The organism is Gilliamella sp. B3367 (genome assembly GCF_026536825.1).
In the GTDB taxonomy this organism is placed as follows: Bacteria; Pseudomonadota; Gammaproteobacteria; order Enterobacterales; family Orbaceae; genus Gilliamella; species Gilliamella apicola_E.
The window spans coordinates 418,835-434,156 of the sequence record NZ_JAFNNJ010000001.1; the positions used below are offsets into that span (position 1 = coordinate 418,835).

Genomic DNA, 15,322 nt, shown 5'->3' on the forward strand with positions numbered 1-15,322 from the left:
TTCGGGAGTTTTAACCGACGGTGCAGGTCAAGTTATTAATTAAACTTATTTAATTTTTTATAATAACCACATGCAATTACAAATTTTTGGTCACAAGATTTTTTAAACCATTCTTTTGCAATAGATAAATTTTTAGGTACTCCTTGGCCAAAATAATACATTACGCCTAAGTTGTGTTGAGCATATAAATTACCTTGCTCTGCGGATAATTTAAAATAATTTATAGCCTTCTCATAATCTGTAATTGTACTGTTGCCATCAGAATATATCTTACCTAACTTATTTTGAGCTTCTGCGTCTCCGTTGTTTGCTTTCTTAATTAACTCATCAATATCATAAGAATAAACACTAAACGAAAATAAGATAAAAAATATCGCTATTATTTTTTTCATGGTTGATCTCAATAATTAATAAGATGATTATTAAATCATATCCAGTTAAAAGATCCATCTTCAATCTTCAACTTAACATACTCTACCTCATCTTGATACGATTCAAAAATTCCGATTTTGTTTAATCCGTTATTCCGATAAAAGCACTACCAGTCATTGTGTATATCGAGAGAGAGGAAAAATCAAATACGAATCATTTTCGCAATCGTAAATTGAATCGGTGTCTGGGTCGGTTAGTATGTAAATTGTTTTGTGTAGTTTATTGTGATCATGTTATGAAAGATTAGTTAGTTTTATTCATCATAACTAATATTTTTCTGGAGTGTGAATTGAAGTGAAAAGTTGGAAAGCGGATCGCAGAAATTTGCTAAAAATGGTATGAGTTTTACCCTAGCAAAAAAATTGATGATGATTTTCACTGTACGTAAAACAGGTATTTTAGGGAAAATAGATATATTCTAAGTGATATATTTTGGAAGAGAGTTATTTATTGAGTTTTGAATTGTAACTATTTGATTAATCTCTAGGAAAGATGGCGGAAGCGCAGAGATTCGAACTCTGGGAGGGTCGCCCCTCGCCGGTTTTCAAGACCGGTGCTTTCAACCGCTCAGCCACACTTCCGCAATGGCTGTGAATATTAAAGGAGACGGACTTATTTGTAAATAGCTAATTTAATATTTTTCATCAACTGCTCTAATTTTCGCCAAATTCAGGTCAATTTAGGTAAATTGATATGGTTTACTTACCAAAATTAGTGTTGGAATCTTATTATTTGAGTATAATACACCGCAAATATCAAACCATGTTTTGAAATATGTTAAATCAAATAGAAACCGATGAAAAAGGCTATTTAAAGAATTGGCAGGATTGGTCTGTTGATTTGGTGCCTGAATTAGCTATTAAAGAGTCTATTGAATTAACTGATGCTCACTGGGAAGTCATTTTATTCGTTCGTGATTTTTATTTAGAATATAAAACATCACCAGCAATCCGTGCGTTAGTTAAAGCAATGGAGAAAAAATTTGGTCCAGAAAAAGGTAATAGTCGCTATTTATATAAATTATTTCCTGACGGACCAGCTAAACAAGCAACTAAACTTGCAGGCTTACCTAAACCTGTGAAATGTATTTAAGTTAAGAGAACAATTATACTCATGATTAGATGGAAACTCCCATTTATATTACTTCTTGTATTGGGGTATTTGCAGTACTCATTATGGTATGGTAAAAATAATTTTTATGATTACCAAGAAAATGTGCAAATGCTTGAAAACCTACATCAAGAGAATGATAAGTTAAAAGCTCGCAACGAACAGATGTTTGCTGAAGTTGAAGATTTACAAAAAGGTTATGAAGCAATAGAAGAACGAGCTCGAAGTCATTTGGGTATGGTTAAACCTAATGAGTATTTTTATCGAATAATTATTGATTCCAACTCACAACAATAAGGTATTACGTGGCAAATAATAGTGATATTATCGCAATCGTTCCTGCCGCAGGAATTGGTTGTCGCATGGATAGTCAATTACCTAAACAATATTTAAAAATTGGTCAAATGACCATTTTAGAACACACCCTACTAAAATTATTAACCCACCCTAAAATCAGTCAAGTAGTAGTGGTGATAAACCAAGAAGATAAGCTTTTTAAAACACTTGATGTTGCATCAAAAGTTAAAGTGACTTATGGTGGTGAAACTCGTGCTGACTCTGTTTTAGCAGGCTTAAACTTAGTTGCTGAAAATCAATGGGCATTAGTCCATGATGCCGCAAGGCCTTGTGTTAGTCATGAAGATATCACTAAATTAATAAATCGAGTTTTACATGAAAACAAAGGTGGAATATTGGCAACCCCACTCAGTGATACGATCAAGCAAGCTTATACAGATGATGCCAATATCATTAGCCACTCTGTGGATCGTACATATTTATGGGGTGCTGCTACACCTCAGTTGTTTAATGCTGGTGAACTAAAAGCATGTTTGAGTAAGGCTTTAAATAATCATGTCGCCATCACTGATGAAGCATCAGCGATAGAGTATTGTGGTGGTCATCCATTATTAATTGAGTGTCGTCGAGATAATATAAAAATCACTCGCCCAGAAGATTTAAGCTTGGCTACGTTTTATTTAACTAATCAAATTTAATATAGGTAGATTATGCGAATAGGTCATGGATTTGATGTACACAAGTTTGGTGGGGAAGGACCAATTATCCTAGGTGGAGTAATAATTCCTTATCAATATGGACTTATTGCTCATTCTGATGGCGATGTAGTTTTACATGCTATCACTGACGCTTTAATTGGCGCATTAGCTTTGGGCGATATTGGTAAACTATTTCCTGATAATGATCCCAAATACAAAAATATAAACAGCCGATTGTTATTACAAGAAGTTTACCAAATTGTTCAATCTAAAGGTTATGAATTAGTTAATTTAGATACAACTATTATTGCCCAAGAACCTAAAATGAGACCTCATGTAGATCAAATGCGCGTTAATATTGCTGAAGATTTGAATGTACATTTTGACCAAATTAGTGTTAAAGCAACCACCACCGAGCAACTAGGTTTTACAGGCCGTAAAGAAGGGATAGCTTGTGAGGCAGTAGTACTATTAGCAAAAAAAACAAATACAAAATAAACGATAGGCAAAATAAGTGTTAGCAGAACTTAATTATTTTTATGGTAAACCGACAACTCATGGTTTATATAAACAGCAATTTGAAGATTTCATCGTTATTGAAGAGCTTGGTTTTGAGCTTACTGGTGAAGGTGAACATGTTTTAGTTTATCTTGAAAAGAAAGATTGCAATACGGTCTTTGTCGCCGAACAATTAGCTAAATATGTCGGTATTTCAGCTAAAAATGTCAGTTATGCTGGTCTTAAAGACCGTCAAGCAGTTACCCAGCAATGGTTTAGCTTACATATGCCAGGTAAAGAAACACCTGATTTTTCAAAATTTGATTTAACGGGCTGTCGAATATTGCAGATTACTCGTCATAATAAAAAATTAAAAATAGGGGCTTTAAAAGGTAATCGCTTTAAAATTATTTTAAGAAACTTAACCGATAATATTGAGCCTAAATTAAACACAATTAAACAATATGGTGTCCCTAATTATTTTGGTGAGCAAAGATTTGGACGAGATCAAAATAACATAACCCAAGCAAAAAAATGGGCAACTGGCGAAATTTCAGTTAAAGATCGTAAAAAAAGAGGTTTTTATCTTTCTGCTGCTCGTAGTGCTATTTTCAATGATATTGTCAGTCAAAGAATTAAACAAAATATTCAGCAAACGGTGCTCGATGGTGATATATTACAACTATCTAAAAGTAATAGTTGGTTTTTGTCTAAAACTGATGAATTATCACTTTTACAACAACGTTTGCAAAATGGCGAAATTAATATTACTGCACCAATGGTTGGTGATTCGCCATTGGGCACAACATCAGTTGCATTAGAATTTGAAACAAATTGTTTAAAACATTGGTCTTGCTTTGAGGAATTATTCAAGAAAGAACGAATGGAAACAATCAGGCGCTCAATATTATTGCGCCCCGAGCAACTTGAATGGCAATGGATAGGCGAAAATGATATTGAAATCAATTTCTACTTACCTTCTGGTTGCTATGCTACAAGTGTTTTACGCGAATTGATAATTGGAAATGAGTAATGCAAAATTCAAAAATGCAGGCTATGATTAATTTATTGCGCCAGCAGGGAATAAAAGATGATCGTGTTTTAGATGCTATAGCTTCAATACCGCGTGAGAATTTTGTTGATGAAGCGCTTTCTCATCAAGCTTATGATGACCGATCATTACCAATAGGTAGCGGTCAAACCATTTCTCAGCCATATATCGTTGCCAAAATGACTGAATTACTAAGGTTAACGCCGACAGCCAAAGTGCTTGAAATTGGTACAGGTTCAGGATATCAAACCGCAGTACTAGCCAAGCTGGTTGATCATGTCTGCTCAGTAGAAAGAATAAAAAGTTTACAATGGAATACAAAACGGCGATTAAAGCAACTTGATATTCATAACATCTCAACTCGTCATGGTAATGGTTGGCAAGGTTGGCCTGAACGAGGTCCATTTGACGGCATAATCGTTACTGCCGCAGCATCAGAAGTTCCTCAAAGCCTTCTAGAACAGCTTGCTGACAAAGGGCGCTTAGTTTTACCTGTTGGTAAAAACAAACAAACGTTACAATTAATTGAGCGTGATGGAGACAATTTTATAACTACAAATATTGGGGAAGTAAAATTTGTACCGCTTGTTGATGGGGATGTTGAATAAATCGCAAAAAATAGAAAATAATCAATTATTTTCTATTTTTTGATTGAATGTTCTCTATAATTTATTTTCTTTTGCTTTTTCTTCTGAAAGCTTCCATTCACTAATACCGTATAATGCATTAAATAGGTAAATTAAATATTGAGTTGCAATAACAATATTGTCAGTATAAATATTCAAACCGATCACTAATACATTTAACAATACCCACAAATACCAATTGAAGGCGTACCTCATCATTAATAATAGTTGCGCAACTACACCTAAGCCGAATATAAAGCAATTTGTAATGAGTTGATATGAAGTATTGCTCGCACCGATTTCGTTAGTTAAATAGATATTAAAAAATGCTGCAACAATTAAAAATATCAACGCATATAAAAATGCACTTTCATTTAAGGAACGAACTTTAACATTTTTATTCTGATCGAGATTTTTTTGCCAAGTAAATAATCCATAAATATGTGAACCAAAATAGTAAAAAGTAGGTAAGCCTGCCCCAATATTGCCACCAAGAAAATTGGCACAACACTCAGCTACTACAGCAAGCATTCCCAGCACATTTCCTAAGTTTTTTCGTTTAGCTAATAAAATGACACATAATAATCCCAAAAATGCACCAGCATACGATACGGCATAGCGTAAATTGAAATTATTAAATGGATCAGTATACAAAAATGCAAGGGTGACGCAGATAATACAAAATAGTGGATAAAACTTGTTTCGTCCAATAGCGATGATAACATCTCTTAAATTATTCATAATTAATACTCTTATCATTAATAAGTTGATTGACTAATTCAATACAGCGTAAATAACGTTCATCATAGTCAGATGAGTCGATTTGAACATAGCTGATATGGTTCTTTTTCAATAATGAGATTAGTAGTTGTTGAAAATCTTTCCGTTGTTTTGGACTTCCTAAACTACGTAAGCCATCAGCAACCCAAGGCGTGTTATTACCTAATAAAATAACCAAATCAAAGCGATAGTTGTTGATCATGGCTTGTAAAAAAGGATGCTCTTTACCTTCATACTTTTTGCAAAATGCTTGCGTGGTAATAAAATCAGTATCAATGAACGACACTTTATTCGCATGTTTGATAGCAAAATCGATATATTGTGCATGTCCTAATGCAATTTTATCGTAATCAGCATATTGCAATGCTCGTTCATCGCCACCAAGTTGAGAAAACACATAATCACGACCATATTCCCAAGCGCTAGTGGTATTAAACATATTGGCTAACTTATTAACTAATGTTGATTTACCACTCGATTCACCACCAAGAATAGCAACAGTTCGTACAAAAAACGGTCTAACTTCAGTTGGAATATATTGCCAATTTTTTAAAGGCGCTTGACGAATTTGTGTACCACTAACTTGCATAAATCGGCGGGTAGGATCAATAAGCACAGTATCTAAATCGAATAAATCTTTATACATCGCTACATCTTGTGGTTCACTCGAATAAACGCAACTAGGATTGATGCCTTTTTCCTTGAATAACTTTTTAACGCGATCACTCCACTCATTCCAACCATTAGGATATGAAGGAATACCATCTTCTTCTAAAAGCTCAATATGGATATTTTTTTGATATTTAAACGTTTGTAATAACCAACGAATCCTATCGTTAATTGTTGGTTGGCGTGACATTGCGCTTTCTTTAAATAGTGCCATATCTCGCATCGTATCGGAACAAAGAATCACATAAAGTTCGTCAACTTGGCTAATCGCTCTTTGAATAAGATAAATATGTCCGGTATGTAATGGATAAAACTTACCAAAAATGACACCTACCTTTTTATGTTTACTGTTGGGATCAATTTGCAAATAACGGTGTAGTGATTGTAATTTTTGAGCACTAGGATTTTTGATTTTATCATTAATTAATTGGCTCAAATAACCTTTGGTCATTTGGCAGGCATCAGCAACTGTCTGTAACGATAAATTTTTGCGTTTTATGGCAGTTTTCAAATAACTAAAACCATTCATATCGCCTCCTTACCTTTTGTTTTTTATCTGGAACTAAATTTACATCATTTTTAATAAATGTTCAATATATTAAACAAGGAAAATAATTTTGCCTAATCAATTTAAATCTAATAGTAATTAAATATAAAATAGGAGATACTTTTATAATCTTAAAAATAGGCAATCTTCATTTTAAGTAACATCTATAATTTAATAATTAAAATCAGAATGATATAAGGAAATAATTCAATGAAAAAAATTGCATTAGCAATTGCATTAATTTCAGGTAGTGCTTTGGCAGATAATAACGTTAAATTAAATAAAGTGACATTATTTATTCAGGGAGCAGAATTACAAGGTCAGTCAACTGTTTCATTAACTAAAGGTGAAAGTGAAATAGTATTAACTGGTATTGCTAATGATGTTAAACCAAATACAATCAATGTAGGTTTTGGTAATAATAGTGACGTCAGAGTATTATCTACATCATTTAGTGATAACTATTTGGCTAATATTCGTAACGGTGAAGATACTCTATTAACTGTTAAAAAAATGAATAAGTTACAAGAAGATCGCGATACATTAGAAATCGAACTCAAAGCTGTTAATGAACAAATTATGCTTTTACAAGGTAACCGTTTAGATACTTTAGCTAAAAAAGGTCCTGATGACTTAACAGCAATGAAAAATGTATTAGATTTTGTGAAAACCAATTTGACCACTGCGTTAAATGAACAAAATCGATTACAAAAAGAAGTCGATGAGTTAGACAGGCAGATAAGCGAATATGAAAAACAACTAGATGAAAATCAAACTAACAATGGAAAATTACACAATGCCGTTATAGTCAAAGTTGCTTCTGACAAAGATATAACGCTACCTATCACGCTTTCATATATCACAACTAAAGCAGGTTGGGAACCTGCTTATGATGTGCGAGTAGCGGATATCAATTCGCCACTCCAATTAACATATAAAGCAGAAATCCACCAAAACACGGGTTTAGATTGGCAAAATGTTGATTTTAGTTTATCAACATCTAATCCGAGCATAGATATTACTCCACCAGATTTTAATCCCTGGTATATTGACGTTTATAATGAAAAAAGCGGTTTATTTTTTTCCAAATCTGATAAAGAAGATTATTATGAACGCGATGCCAAATCGCAATTGGTTAATCCTAGTCAAATTGGCAATGTTAATACATTAGGTATCAATACCCATTTTGATATCAAATTACCTTATACAATCAAAAATGATAGTAAAAGTAACATAATCACATTACAAACTAAAGATGTTAAAGCAAATTACCAATATGTTTCAATACCAAAATTTGATAGTAGCGTATACTTACTAGCGCAAATAAATGATTGGGATAAGCTGAATTTATTATCAGGAAAAGCCAATATCTTTTTCAGTGGTGATTTTATGGGGGAAACTATCATTTCAACCAAAAATACTAAAGGCTCATTGGATTTTTCATTAGGGCGTGATAAAAATATCTTAGTTTCTCGAAATCGTAATATAAAAGAGACCTCGACTCCTACACTATTTGGTAATGATGTTTCAGAAAAATATGCTTATACTATTGATGTCAAAAATACCAAAGCGTTGCCAATAAATATTGTTGTGAAGGATCAAGTACCTGTTATCTTAAATAAAGCGGTAACACTTGATGATGCCAAATATGATGGCGCAGTATATGACAAACAAACCGGATTATTAACGTGGCAATTCAACTTAAACCCAAGTGAAACTAAAAACCTTAATCTAAGTTTTAAAATCACTTATCCAGATGGTAAAGAACGAGATATATATGGTTTATAAACCTAATAAAACAAAGAATAAAGTATGTTAATTACGTGGTTAGAACAATTTAAGCAAAATAGTCAGATCAGTTTATTAGATCTTCATTTGGCTCAATTTTTGGTTAATAAAATTGATTGTGAAGATGAAGTCATTGCTAAACGTTTTGCTTTTTTAGTTTTATCCTTAAGTATGGAAGTAAGAGCAGGGCACGTGTGCCTTGATCTTACTCGATTAGAAAATATTGAACCACAAATCTGGTCAGAACTTAATTCACCGACGAATGACGATTGGGTTAATGTACTTAAGTTAGCGTCTAATAAACATGTTGTCAGTTTTGGAGATCAACTAGCACCTTTAGTTTTTATTGAAAACAAACTCTATTTTCAACGCATGTGGTTAGATGAACGTTTTGTTGCGCAATATTTCAATCAAACTCAATTGGATATTACGTCGAGTATCGACTTAAAAAAAATACTCGACCAACTCTTTACTCACAACAGCGCAAGTATTGACTGGCAAAAAATTGCAGTTGCTGTTGCATTAACACGGAAAGTTGCCATCATCTCTGGTGGACCGGGAACAGGTAAAACAACTACCGTAGCTAAAATTCTAGCTGGAATCGTATTAAACAACCCAGCAACAAGAATCGTAGCAGCTGCGCCAACCGGCAAAGCTGCATCACGATTAACTGAATCATTAGGGCGAGCAATTGAACAGCTATCTTTTGAATCATTAAATATTAAAACCGAAGCGGTAACACTTCATCGACTATTGGGCGCAAAGACTGATAATCGCTCTTTTAGTTATAACAAGAACAATCAATTACATATCGATGTTCTTGTAATTGATGAAGCCTCAATGGTTGATCTCAATATGATGGCGAGAATTATTGAAGCCTTACCAACTTCTGCCCGATTAATTTTATTAGGTGACAAAGACCAACTTTCATCGGTTGAGGCAGGAGCGGTCTTTGGAGATTTATGTCACTTTATTTCAAATGGGTATAGCCAATCAAGAGCTGATGAGCTAAGCAAGTTAACCGGCTATACCATCCCAATCACGGATCAACCTGTAACAACAATCGCTGATAGCATCTGTTTACTGAAAAAAAGTTATCGATTTAACGAATCATCCGGTATTGGATTGTTAGCAAATGCAGTAAAAGAAGGGCAGTATCATAATGTTAAAAAGCTACTTGCTGATAATACATTACAAGATGTCAGTTATTATGAACTTTCATCAAATCAAACATACCAAGCGCTTTTAGAAGACTGTGTTGAACACTATAAAGATTACTTAAATGCCATTAGGTATCACGATAATAATGATATCGCTACAGTTTTAGCTAAATTCGCTCAATGCCGTTTATTATGTGCTGTGCGTGAAGGAAAATTTGGCGTAGAAGGATTAAATAAACAAATTGAACTGCTACTAGCCAAGCATAAATTGATCAAATTAAATCAACGTGAACAATGGTATATCGGTCGACCAGTTATGATTTTACGTAACAGCACATCGTTAGGTTTATACAATGGTGATATAGGCATTACACTAACAGCTGAACACGATAGTTCAAAACTGCGAGTCTATTTTCCATTTTCGGATGGAGTCATTAAAGGTTTTTCACCTTATCGACTACCTGAACATGAAACAGCCTATGCAATGACAATACACAAATCACAAGGTTCTGAATTTGATCATGTAAATATAATACTACCCACTGAATTCTCACCGTTACTTAATCGCTCTCTACTCTATACGGCAATCACTAGGGCGAAAAAGTCCGTATCCATTTATGCTGATGCCAAAATATTAGAGCGCGTGGTTAAAAGTCAAATACATCGGGAAAGTGGATTAGTTGAGCAAATAGCAAATTATTCGCAAAAGAATTAAAGAAAAGATAAGCAAGCACCAACTAATAATAGCTGGTGCTTTTTATATATTAATGGATGATCTTCGCTAAAAAGTCTTTAGCACGATCAGATTGTGGATTAGTAAAGAACTGTTCTTTAGAAGTATCTTCAATGATCTCACCGGCATCCATAAAAATAACGCGATGGGCAACTTTGCGAGCAAAGCCCATTTCATGGGTCACAACCATCATTGTCATCCCTTCATAGGCTAATTCAACCATAACGTCTAACACTTCGTTAACCATTTCTGGATCAAGTGCTGAAGTTGGTTCATCAAATAACATAACAATTGGATCCATACAAAGTGCACGAGCAATCGCAACACGTTGTTGTTGTCCACCTGAAAGTTGAGCAGGGAATTTATCGGCATGTGCTAACAAACCCACACGATCTAAAAGAGAAAGGGCTTTTTCACGTGCTTCTTCATTTGATCGGCCAAGCACTTTAACTTGAGCTAGTGTCAGATTCTTCAAAATTGTCAGATGTGGGAAAAGCTCAAAATGCTGAAACACCATACCCACTTTAGAACGTAGTTTTGCTAAATTAGTCGATGGATCAGTAATCTCAGTACCATCAATCGTAATTTTACCTTTCTGAATAGGCTCTAAACCATTAACGGTTTTAATTAATGTTGATTTACCAGAACCTGATGGTCCACAGACAACAACAACTTCGCCTTTACCTACTTTAGTAGTACAGTTTTTTAATACTTGAAATTTTCCGTACCATTTTGATACATTTTCTAAGGAGATCATCTACTTATCCCTTTCTTGAAATAATTAACTAAACGAGAAGCAGTATAACAAATTATAAAGTAACTTATTGCTGCAAAAATAATCATTGAATACTTAACTGTGCCACCTTGAACGACACCAATTTGTGTCACACTTGCACCAAATAAATCAATTAAACTCATCACATAAACTAAAGATGTATCTTGGAACAAGATAATACCTTGGGTTAATAACAATGGTACCATTGATCTAAATGCTTGCGGTAATATTATCAAACGCATTGCCTGGCCTTTAGTCATACCCAACGCATAAGCGGCATGATACTGACCTTTAGCAACGGCATTTATACCAGCACGAATGATTTCTGAATAATAGGCTGCTTCAAATAAAGCAAACGCAATCATTGCTGAAACAACCCTAACATCAGCATATGGTGGCAAATTAAATACATGCTTAATAACTTGTGGTAATGCTAAATAGAACCATAACAACACTAATAGTAATGGAATGGAACGGAATAAATTGACATAACATTTAGCAAAAATATTTAAAATTTTATTGTTTGATAAACGCATTAAAGCTAGCACAGTTCCCCAAATAATACCGAATACAACAGCGGTAAAGGTGATCTTAGTTGTTAGCCATAATCCAGATAACAATAAATGATAATTGTTTAAAACCAATGAAGGTATATCTGCAATCCAACTTAAAATTTGCATATTAACCTCCATGACTCATATTAGGTAAGCGTGTATGTTTTTCAACAAAACGCATAATCGTTAACACAGCATAGTTTATCAACATAAACGCAATGGTAACGCCACATAATATTTCAATAATACTATTAGTTGCATCATTAATACGATCGATTTGACCGATCAAATCAATAAGCCCAATGGTCGAAGCCACTGATGAGTTTTTAATGATGTTGGTCATTTCAGATGTTAATGGTGGAATAATACGACGATAAGCATTAGGTAATAAAACATACATATAAGCTTGTCGATTGGTTAAACCAAGCGCAATTGCCGCATAACGTTGGCCTTTAGGTAGAGTTTGAATACCTGTTCTAACTTGTTCTGCAATACGTGCAGAAGTAAACAAACCTAAAGCGATTGCCGCAGTAATAAATGCGCTGACATTAGGAGAAATGCCAGAAATAAACCATGTTTTTAAGCTACCAGATAAAATTTCTGGAAAAAGCATATACCATAAAAACATCTGAACAAGTAATGGGATATTACGGAAAAGCTGGATATAACCGGCAGCAAAGCTATTTAGAAATTTATTTTCTAAAGTTCTGCAAATCCCTACTAGTGATCCTAGTATGAATGCAATAATCCAAGCTGTTACTGCTAATGAAACGGTAACGATAATACCGTCAAAAAGCCAGTTTAAGTAAATTCCATCACCATAAGGGGTGGATTCAAAAAATAGTGTCCAATTGAAACTCATAATATATTTATTTCACTAAATTAGATTATGTACTAAATGCAAAAACACTTAGTACATTGGATTAGAAAGATATGAAAAGTATTAATCTAATGCTTTATCATTTGGATTTGCAAAAAGCTCAACCATTTTAGGTGAAATTTCAAGAGCCATATTCGCACCTTTAGGTGGAACTGGTTGAGTAAACCATTTGTTATAAGACTCTAATGCTTTACCAGATTTTTGTGCATCAGCAATAGCTTTATCCATCAATTGTTTAAATTGGGTATCGCCTTTTCTTAACATACAACCATAGGATTCGTAAGATAATGGCTCGCCAACAATTTTCCATTCAGCTGGATTGATAGCGCGTGAACGTTCACCAGCTAAAAGTGCATCATCCATTAAAAATGCAGCAGCACGGCCTGTTTCAAGGGCATTAAATGCATCACCATGATCTTTAGGCGTAATAATACGAATACCTAAATTATCTTTATTATTAATTTGATTTAATCGGACTTCAGAGGTAGTACCCGCAGTAGTTACCACATTTTTACCTTTTAAATCTTCGATACTATTAATATTGCTGTCTGCTTTCACTAAGAATCGAGTACCAACAATAAAAATGCTATCAGAAAAGCTTACTGTCTTTTGGCGCTCAAGATTGTTAGTAGTTGAACCGCATTCAAAATCATAAGTATAGTTATTAAGTAATTGAATACGCGTTTTAGAAGTAACCGGTAAATATTTAACTTTAAGATCCGGCATATTCAACTCTTTTTTAACTGCATCGACAATTAAATTAGAATAATCTTGTGAATAGCCAATAACTTCTTGTTTTTCACCATAGTAGGAAAATGGAATAGAAGATTCACGATGACCAACAACAATCACACCACTATCTTTAATTTTGGCTAATGTACCACTTAATTCTTCAGCAACAGCGGCACCACTCATTAGTCCAAGCATTGCTAATGATAACACTAATTTGGTTAATTTTGTCTTTTTGTTCATACTCATCTCCTACTGTTTAATTTGTATCATATTAAATAAATTTAATATTTTTACAAAGGGCGTATATTATAACTTATTTTTCATCATAAAAGTACTTTTTACTGTATATTTATCGATTAAAAGGACAAGCTACAACCTAGGTTTATCTAGATTTTCACAAAAATTTAACTCAGACAATTTTTTGAATTTCAATAATATACAAGCAATATTTATGCCAGAAAATTGATTATCGACGTTTTTTTACAAAAACCAAAATAAATAGCAAAGAAAGAATAAGATAATAAGCTAGATCGCCAAATCTAGCATAAGGAGTCAAACCAACAGTTGGAGATAACGTATAATTTAAAACATTGGTTTGAAATTGCGGTAACTGCTCAATAATATAACCATGATGGTCAATAATTGCTGTAATGCCGGTATTGGTACTACGAATCATTGGTCGACCAAACTCTAACGCTCTAGCTTGCGCCATTTGCAAATGTTGTTTTGGCCCAATACTATCACCAAACCAAGCATCATTTGAAACGGTCAATAAAAAATCTGTATCAGGTGCAAAATTCTTCCACATCAAATTTGATAAAATTACCTCATAACAAATTGCAGTAGTAAACTTAAATCCCTTCATTGTAAGCTGAGGTTGCTTTTCTGCTCCCGCTTGCATTGACGACATAGGGATATCAAGGATATCTGCAATAGGATCTAACAACGATTGGAGTGGTGTAAACTCGCCAAAAGGTACCAAATGATGTTTTTGATATCGATTTGCGGTAGGGTATTGATATGGGGTATGTTCACCTAAAACGAGTAAAGTATTATAAATATCTGGATTTGCTTGATAACCATTATTACCAATACGATAATCAATAATACCAACTGCAATTTCACTGCCATTTGCTCTGGCTTCATTATCTAAAAACTGTAAATAAGGTTGCTGATTTATCTCGTAATCAGTAACACTGGCTTCTGACCAAATAATAATTTTATCTTTACCGAAATTCTTTTCGGTTAATGAAGCGTAGGTTTGTAAAGTGTTATCTAACTGCTCTCTGCTCCAACGTAGTGATTGTAAAATATTTCCTTGAATTAAGCTGAAATTAGCTGTCCGGGAATGATCAATGGTTGTCCAATTAATTGAATTGAGTGAAATTGGTGCAAAAATGATCGCAAATAGTGCGACAATTGCACCAAATGTGTGCTTTATAAAGGCTGATTGCTTGAAATGGTACAAATAATAAACACCCAATCCACAGCATATAGTAAAGAGTAACGTTACCCCATTAATTCCAACGATTGGGAAATAATTTCGTAAAGGGCTATCAAGTTGACTATAACCTAATTCTAACCAAGCGAATCCTGTTAAAATATAGCCTCGTAAAAATTCGGTAACTTGCCACAAAATTGGTGCCAGTAAAACCAATTGTTTTATTGAACACTTAGTTGCAAAACGGTCACAGGCTCTCAATAACCAAGCAAATAGCATTGGATAGAGCGCTAAATAGCTAACTAACAGCCCCAAAATAATAATCGCAACTGACGTTGGCACTTCGCCATATTGTTTAATACTGATATAAACCCAGTGAACACCAGCTAAAAAGTAGCCTACACCCCAACTAAAGCCAACTAGCATAGCTTGCTTTTTTGTTTTATCAGCAACTAACCATAAAAGCCCAGCAAAAGACACAAAGGCAATTGGCCAAAAATGGAAGGGCGCGTAACTAAATACGGCAATGGCGCCTAAAAAAAGGCTCAATA

At 33.9% G+C, this 15,322-nt stretch carries 16 protein-coding genes and 1 tRNA gene; 8 read left to right on the forward strand and 9 right to left on the reverse strand.

The features are described from left to right. Positions 1-35: 35 nt before the first annotated feature. The gene (locus J3U23_RS01840; RefSeq protein ID WP_267338275.1) at positions 36-392 is read right to left on the reverse strand and encodes a tetratricopeptide repeat protein; all 357 of its coding nucleotides are present in this window, start codon (positions 390-392) and stop codon (positions 36-38) included. A 533-nt stretch (positions 393-925) separates the two neighbouring features. Beyond that, positions 926-1,013 (reverse strand) — tRNA-Ser (locus J3U23_RS01845). Between the two features lie 193 nt (positions 1,014-1,206). On the opposite strand from J3U23_RS01845, the gene J3U23_RS01850 reads away from it, so the two are divergent. Genes J3U23_RS01850 through J3U23_RS01875 form a run of 6 tightly spaced genes read left to right on the forward strand, consistent with a single transcriptional unit; the run spans position 1,207 to position 4,694 of the window. Beyond that, positions 1,207-1,524, forward strand: coding sequence for a TusE/DsrC/DsvC family sulfur relay protein (locus J3U23_RS01850; protein ID WP_065562146.1), 318 nt, complete (start codon positions 1,207-1,209; stop codon positions 1,522-1,524). 21 nt (positions 1,525-1,545) lie between these two features. Further along, entirely contained in the window at positions 1,546-1,839 is a 294-nt protein-coding gene (gene ftsB, locus J3U23_RS01855; RefSeq protein WP_065562145.1) for a cell division protein FtsB, read from the forward strand. Next, on the forward strand, positions 1,836-2,537 hold the full coding sequence (gene ispD, locus J3U23_RS01860; protein ID WP_416380119.1) for a 2-C-methyl-D-erythritol 4-phosphate cytidylyltransferase: 702 nt from the start codon (positions 1,836-1,838) through the stop codon (positions 2,535-2,537). The genes ftsB and ispD overlap by 4 nt, the downstream gene beginning before the upstream one ends. Positions 2,538-2,549: 12 nt before the next feature. Then, a complete protein-coding gene (ispF, locus tag J3U23_RS01865; protein ID WP_324169953.1) occupies positions 2,550-3,035 on the forward strand; it encodes a 2-C-methyl-D-erythritol 2,4-cyclodiphosphate synthase in 486 nt (161 codons plus the stop codon). Positions 3,036-3,051: 16 nt separating this feature from the next. Further along, positions 3,052-4,068 carry a tRNA pseudouridine(13) synthase TruD gene (gene truD, locus J3U23_RS01870; RefSeq protein ID WP_267338279.1) on the forward strand — a complete coding sequence of 339 codons (1,017 nt, stop codon included), beginning with the start codon at positions 3,052-3,054 and terminating at the stop codon, positions 4,066-4,068. Next, positions 4,068-4,694 carry a protein-L-isoaspartate(D-aspartate) O-methyltransferase gene (locus J3U23_RS01875; RefSeq protein ID WP_065562142.1) on the forward strand — a complete coding sequence of 209 codons (627 nt, stop codon included), beginning with the start codon at positions 4,068-4,070 and terminating at the stop codon, positions 4,692-4,694. Before truD ends, J3U23_RS01875 begins: the two co-directional genes overlap by 1 nt. 54 nt (positions 4,695-4,748) lie before the next feature. Here J3U23_RS01875 and pnuC read toward each other — a convergent pair whose 3' ends face one another. After that, positions 4,749-5,453 (reverse strand): nicotinamide riboside transporter PnuC, encoded by a 705-nt coding sequence (gene pnuC, locus J3U23_RS01880; protein WP_065562141.1) that lies wholly within the window; start codon positions 5,451-5,453, stop codon positions 4,749-4,751. Next, positions 5,446-6,690, reverse strand: a complete 1,245-nt coding sequence (gene nadR, locus J3U23_RS01885) for a multifunctional transcriptional regulator/nicotinamide-nucleotide adenylyltransferase/ribosylnicotinamide kinase NadR (RefSeq protein ID WP_065562140.1) — start codon at positions 6,688-6,690, stop codon at positions 5,446-5,448. Before nadR ends, pnuC begins: the two co-directional genes overlap by 8 nt. A 228-nt stretch (positions 6,691-6,918) precedes the next feature. On the opposite strand from nadR, the gene J3U23_RS01890 reads away from it, so the two are divergent. Together J3U23_RS01890 and recD are read left to right on the forward strand one after the other, a co-directional pair. Continuing rightward, positions 6,919-8,496, forward strand: coding sequence for a mucoidy inhibitor MuiA family protein (locus tag J3U23_RS01890; protein WP_267338280.1), 1,578 nt, complete (start codon positions 6,919-6,921; stop codon positions 8,494-8,496). A gap of 24 nt (positions 8,497-8,520) precedes the next feature. Next, complete coding sequence (recD, locus tag J3U23_RS01895; protein WP_267338281.1) at positions 8,521-10,371, forward strand: exodeoxyribonuclease V subunit alpha; 1,851 nt, start codon at positions 8,521-8,523, stop codon at positions 10,369-10,371. Positions 10,372-10,420: 49 nt separating this feature from the next. On the opposite strand, the gene J3U23_RS01900 is transcribed toward recD, so the two are convergent. From J3U23_RS01900 to lnt, 5 genes are all read right to left on the reverse strand, one after another. Continuing rightward, positions 10,421-11,146 carry an amino acid ABC transporter ATP-binding protein gene (locus J3U23_RS01900; RefSeq protein ID WP_065562137.1) on the reverse strand — a complete coding sequence of 242 codons (726 nt, stop codon included), beginning with the start codon at positions 11,144-11,146 and terminating at the stop codon, positions 10,421-10,423. Beyond that, positions 11,143-11,844, reverse strand: a complete 702-nt coding sequence (locus J3U23_RS01905; protein ID WP_065562136.1) for an ABC transporter permease subunit — start codon at positions 11,842-11,844, stop codon at positions 11,143-11,145. Before J3U23_RS01905 ends, J3U23_RS01900 begins: the two co-directional genes overlap by 4 nt. A 1-nt stretch (position 11,845) precedes the next feature. After that, positions 11,846-12,580 carry an amino acid ABC transporter permease gene (locus J3U23_RS01910; RefSeq protein ID WP_065734340.1) on the reverse strand — a complete coding sequence of 245 codons (735 nt, stop codon included), beginning with the start codon at positions 12,578-12,580 and terminating at the stop codon, positions 11,846-11,848. Positions 12,581-12,661: 81 nt separating this feature from the next. Continuing rightward, positions 12,662-13,570, reverse strand: a complete 909-nt coding sequence (locus tag J3U23_RS01915) for a glutamate/aspartate ABC transporter substrate-binding protein (protein ID WP_065562134.1) — start codon at positions 13,568-13,570, stop codon at positions 12,662-12,664. 226 nt (positions 13,571-13,796) lie between these two features. Continuing rightward, the gene (lnt, locus tag J3U23_RS01920) at positions 13,797-15,320 is read right to left on the reverse strand and encodes an apolipoprotein N-acyltransferase (RefSeq protein ID WP_267338282.1); all 1,524 of its coding nucleotides are present in this window, start codon (positions 15,318-15,320) and stop codon (positions 13,797-13,799) included. Positions 15,321-15,322: the final 2 nt, after the last annotated feature.

What these genes read in the sequence shown, in the direction of transcription:
- J3U23_RS01840 (WP_267338275.1), bottom strand. Translation starts at nt 392, where the DNA reads ATGAAAAAAATAATAGCGATATTTTTTATCTTATTTTCGTTTAGTGTT.
- J3U23_RS01850 (WP_065562146.1), top strand. Translation starts at nt 1,207, where the DNA reads ATGTTAAATCAAATAGAAACCGATGAAAAAGGCTATTTAAAGAATTGG.
- ftsB (WP_065562145.1), top strand. Translation starts at nt 1,546, where the DNA reads ATGATTAGATGGAAACTCCCATTTATATTACTTCTTGTATTGGGGTAT.
- ispF (WP_324169953.1), top strand. Translation starts at nt 2,550, where the DNA reads ATGCGAATAGGTCATGGATTTGATGTACACAAGTTTGGTGGGGAAGGA.
- J3U23_RS01875 (WP_065562142.1), top strand. Translation starts at nt 4,068, where the DNA reads ATGCAAAATTCAAAAATGCAGGCTATGATTAATTTATTGCGCCAGCAG.
- pnuC (WP_065562141.1), bottom strand. Translation starts at nt 5,453, where the DNA reads ATGAATAATTTAAGAGATGTTATCATCGCTATTGGACGAAACAAGTTT.
- nadR (WP_065562140.1), bottom strand. Translation starts at nt 6,690, where the DNA reads ATGAATGGTTTTAGTTATTTGAAAACTGCCATAAAACGCAAAAATTTA.
- J3U23_RS01890 (WP_267338280.1), top strand. Translation starts at nt 6,919, where the DNA reads ATGAAAAAAATTGCATTAGCAATTGCATTAATTTCAGGTAGTGCTTTG.
- recD (WP_267338281.1), top strand. Translation starts at nt 8,521, where the DNA reads ATGTTAATTACGTGGTTAGAACAATTTAAGCAAAATAGTCAGATCAGT.
- J3U23_RS01900 (WP_065562137.1), bottom strand. Translation starts at nt 11,146, where the DNA reads ATGATCTCCTTAGAAAATGTATCAAAATGGTACGGAAAATTTCAAGTA.
- J3U23_RS01905 (WP_065562136.1), bottom strand. Translation starts at nt 11,844, where the DNA reads ATGCAAATTTTAAGTTGGATTGCAGATATACCTTCATTGGTTTTAAAC.
- J3U23_RS01910 (WP_065734340.1), bottom strand. Translation starts at nt 12,580, where the DNA reads ATGAGTTTCAATTGGACACTATTTTTTGAATCCACCCCTTATGGTGAT.
- J3U23_RS01915 (WP_065562134.1), bottom strand. Translation starts at nt 13,570, where the DNA reads ATGAACAAAAAGACAAAATTAACCAAATTAGTGTTATCATTAGCAATG.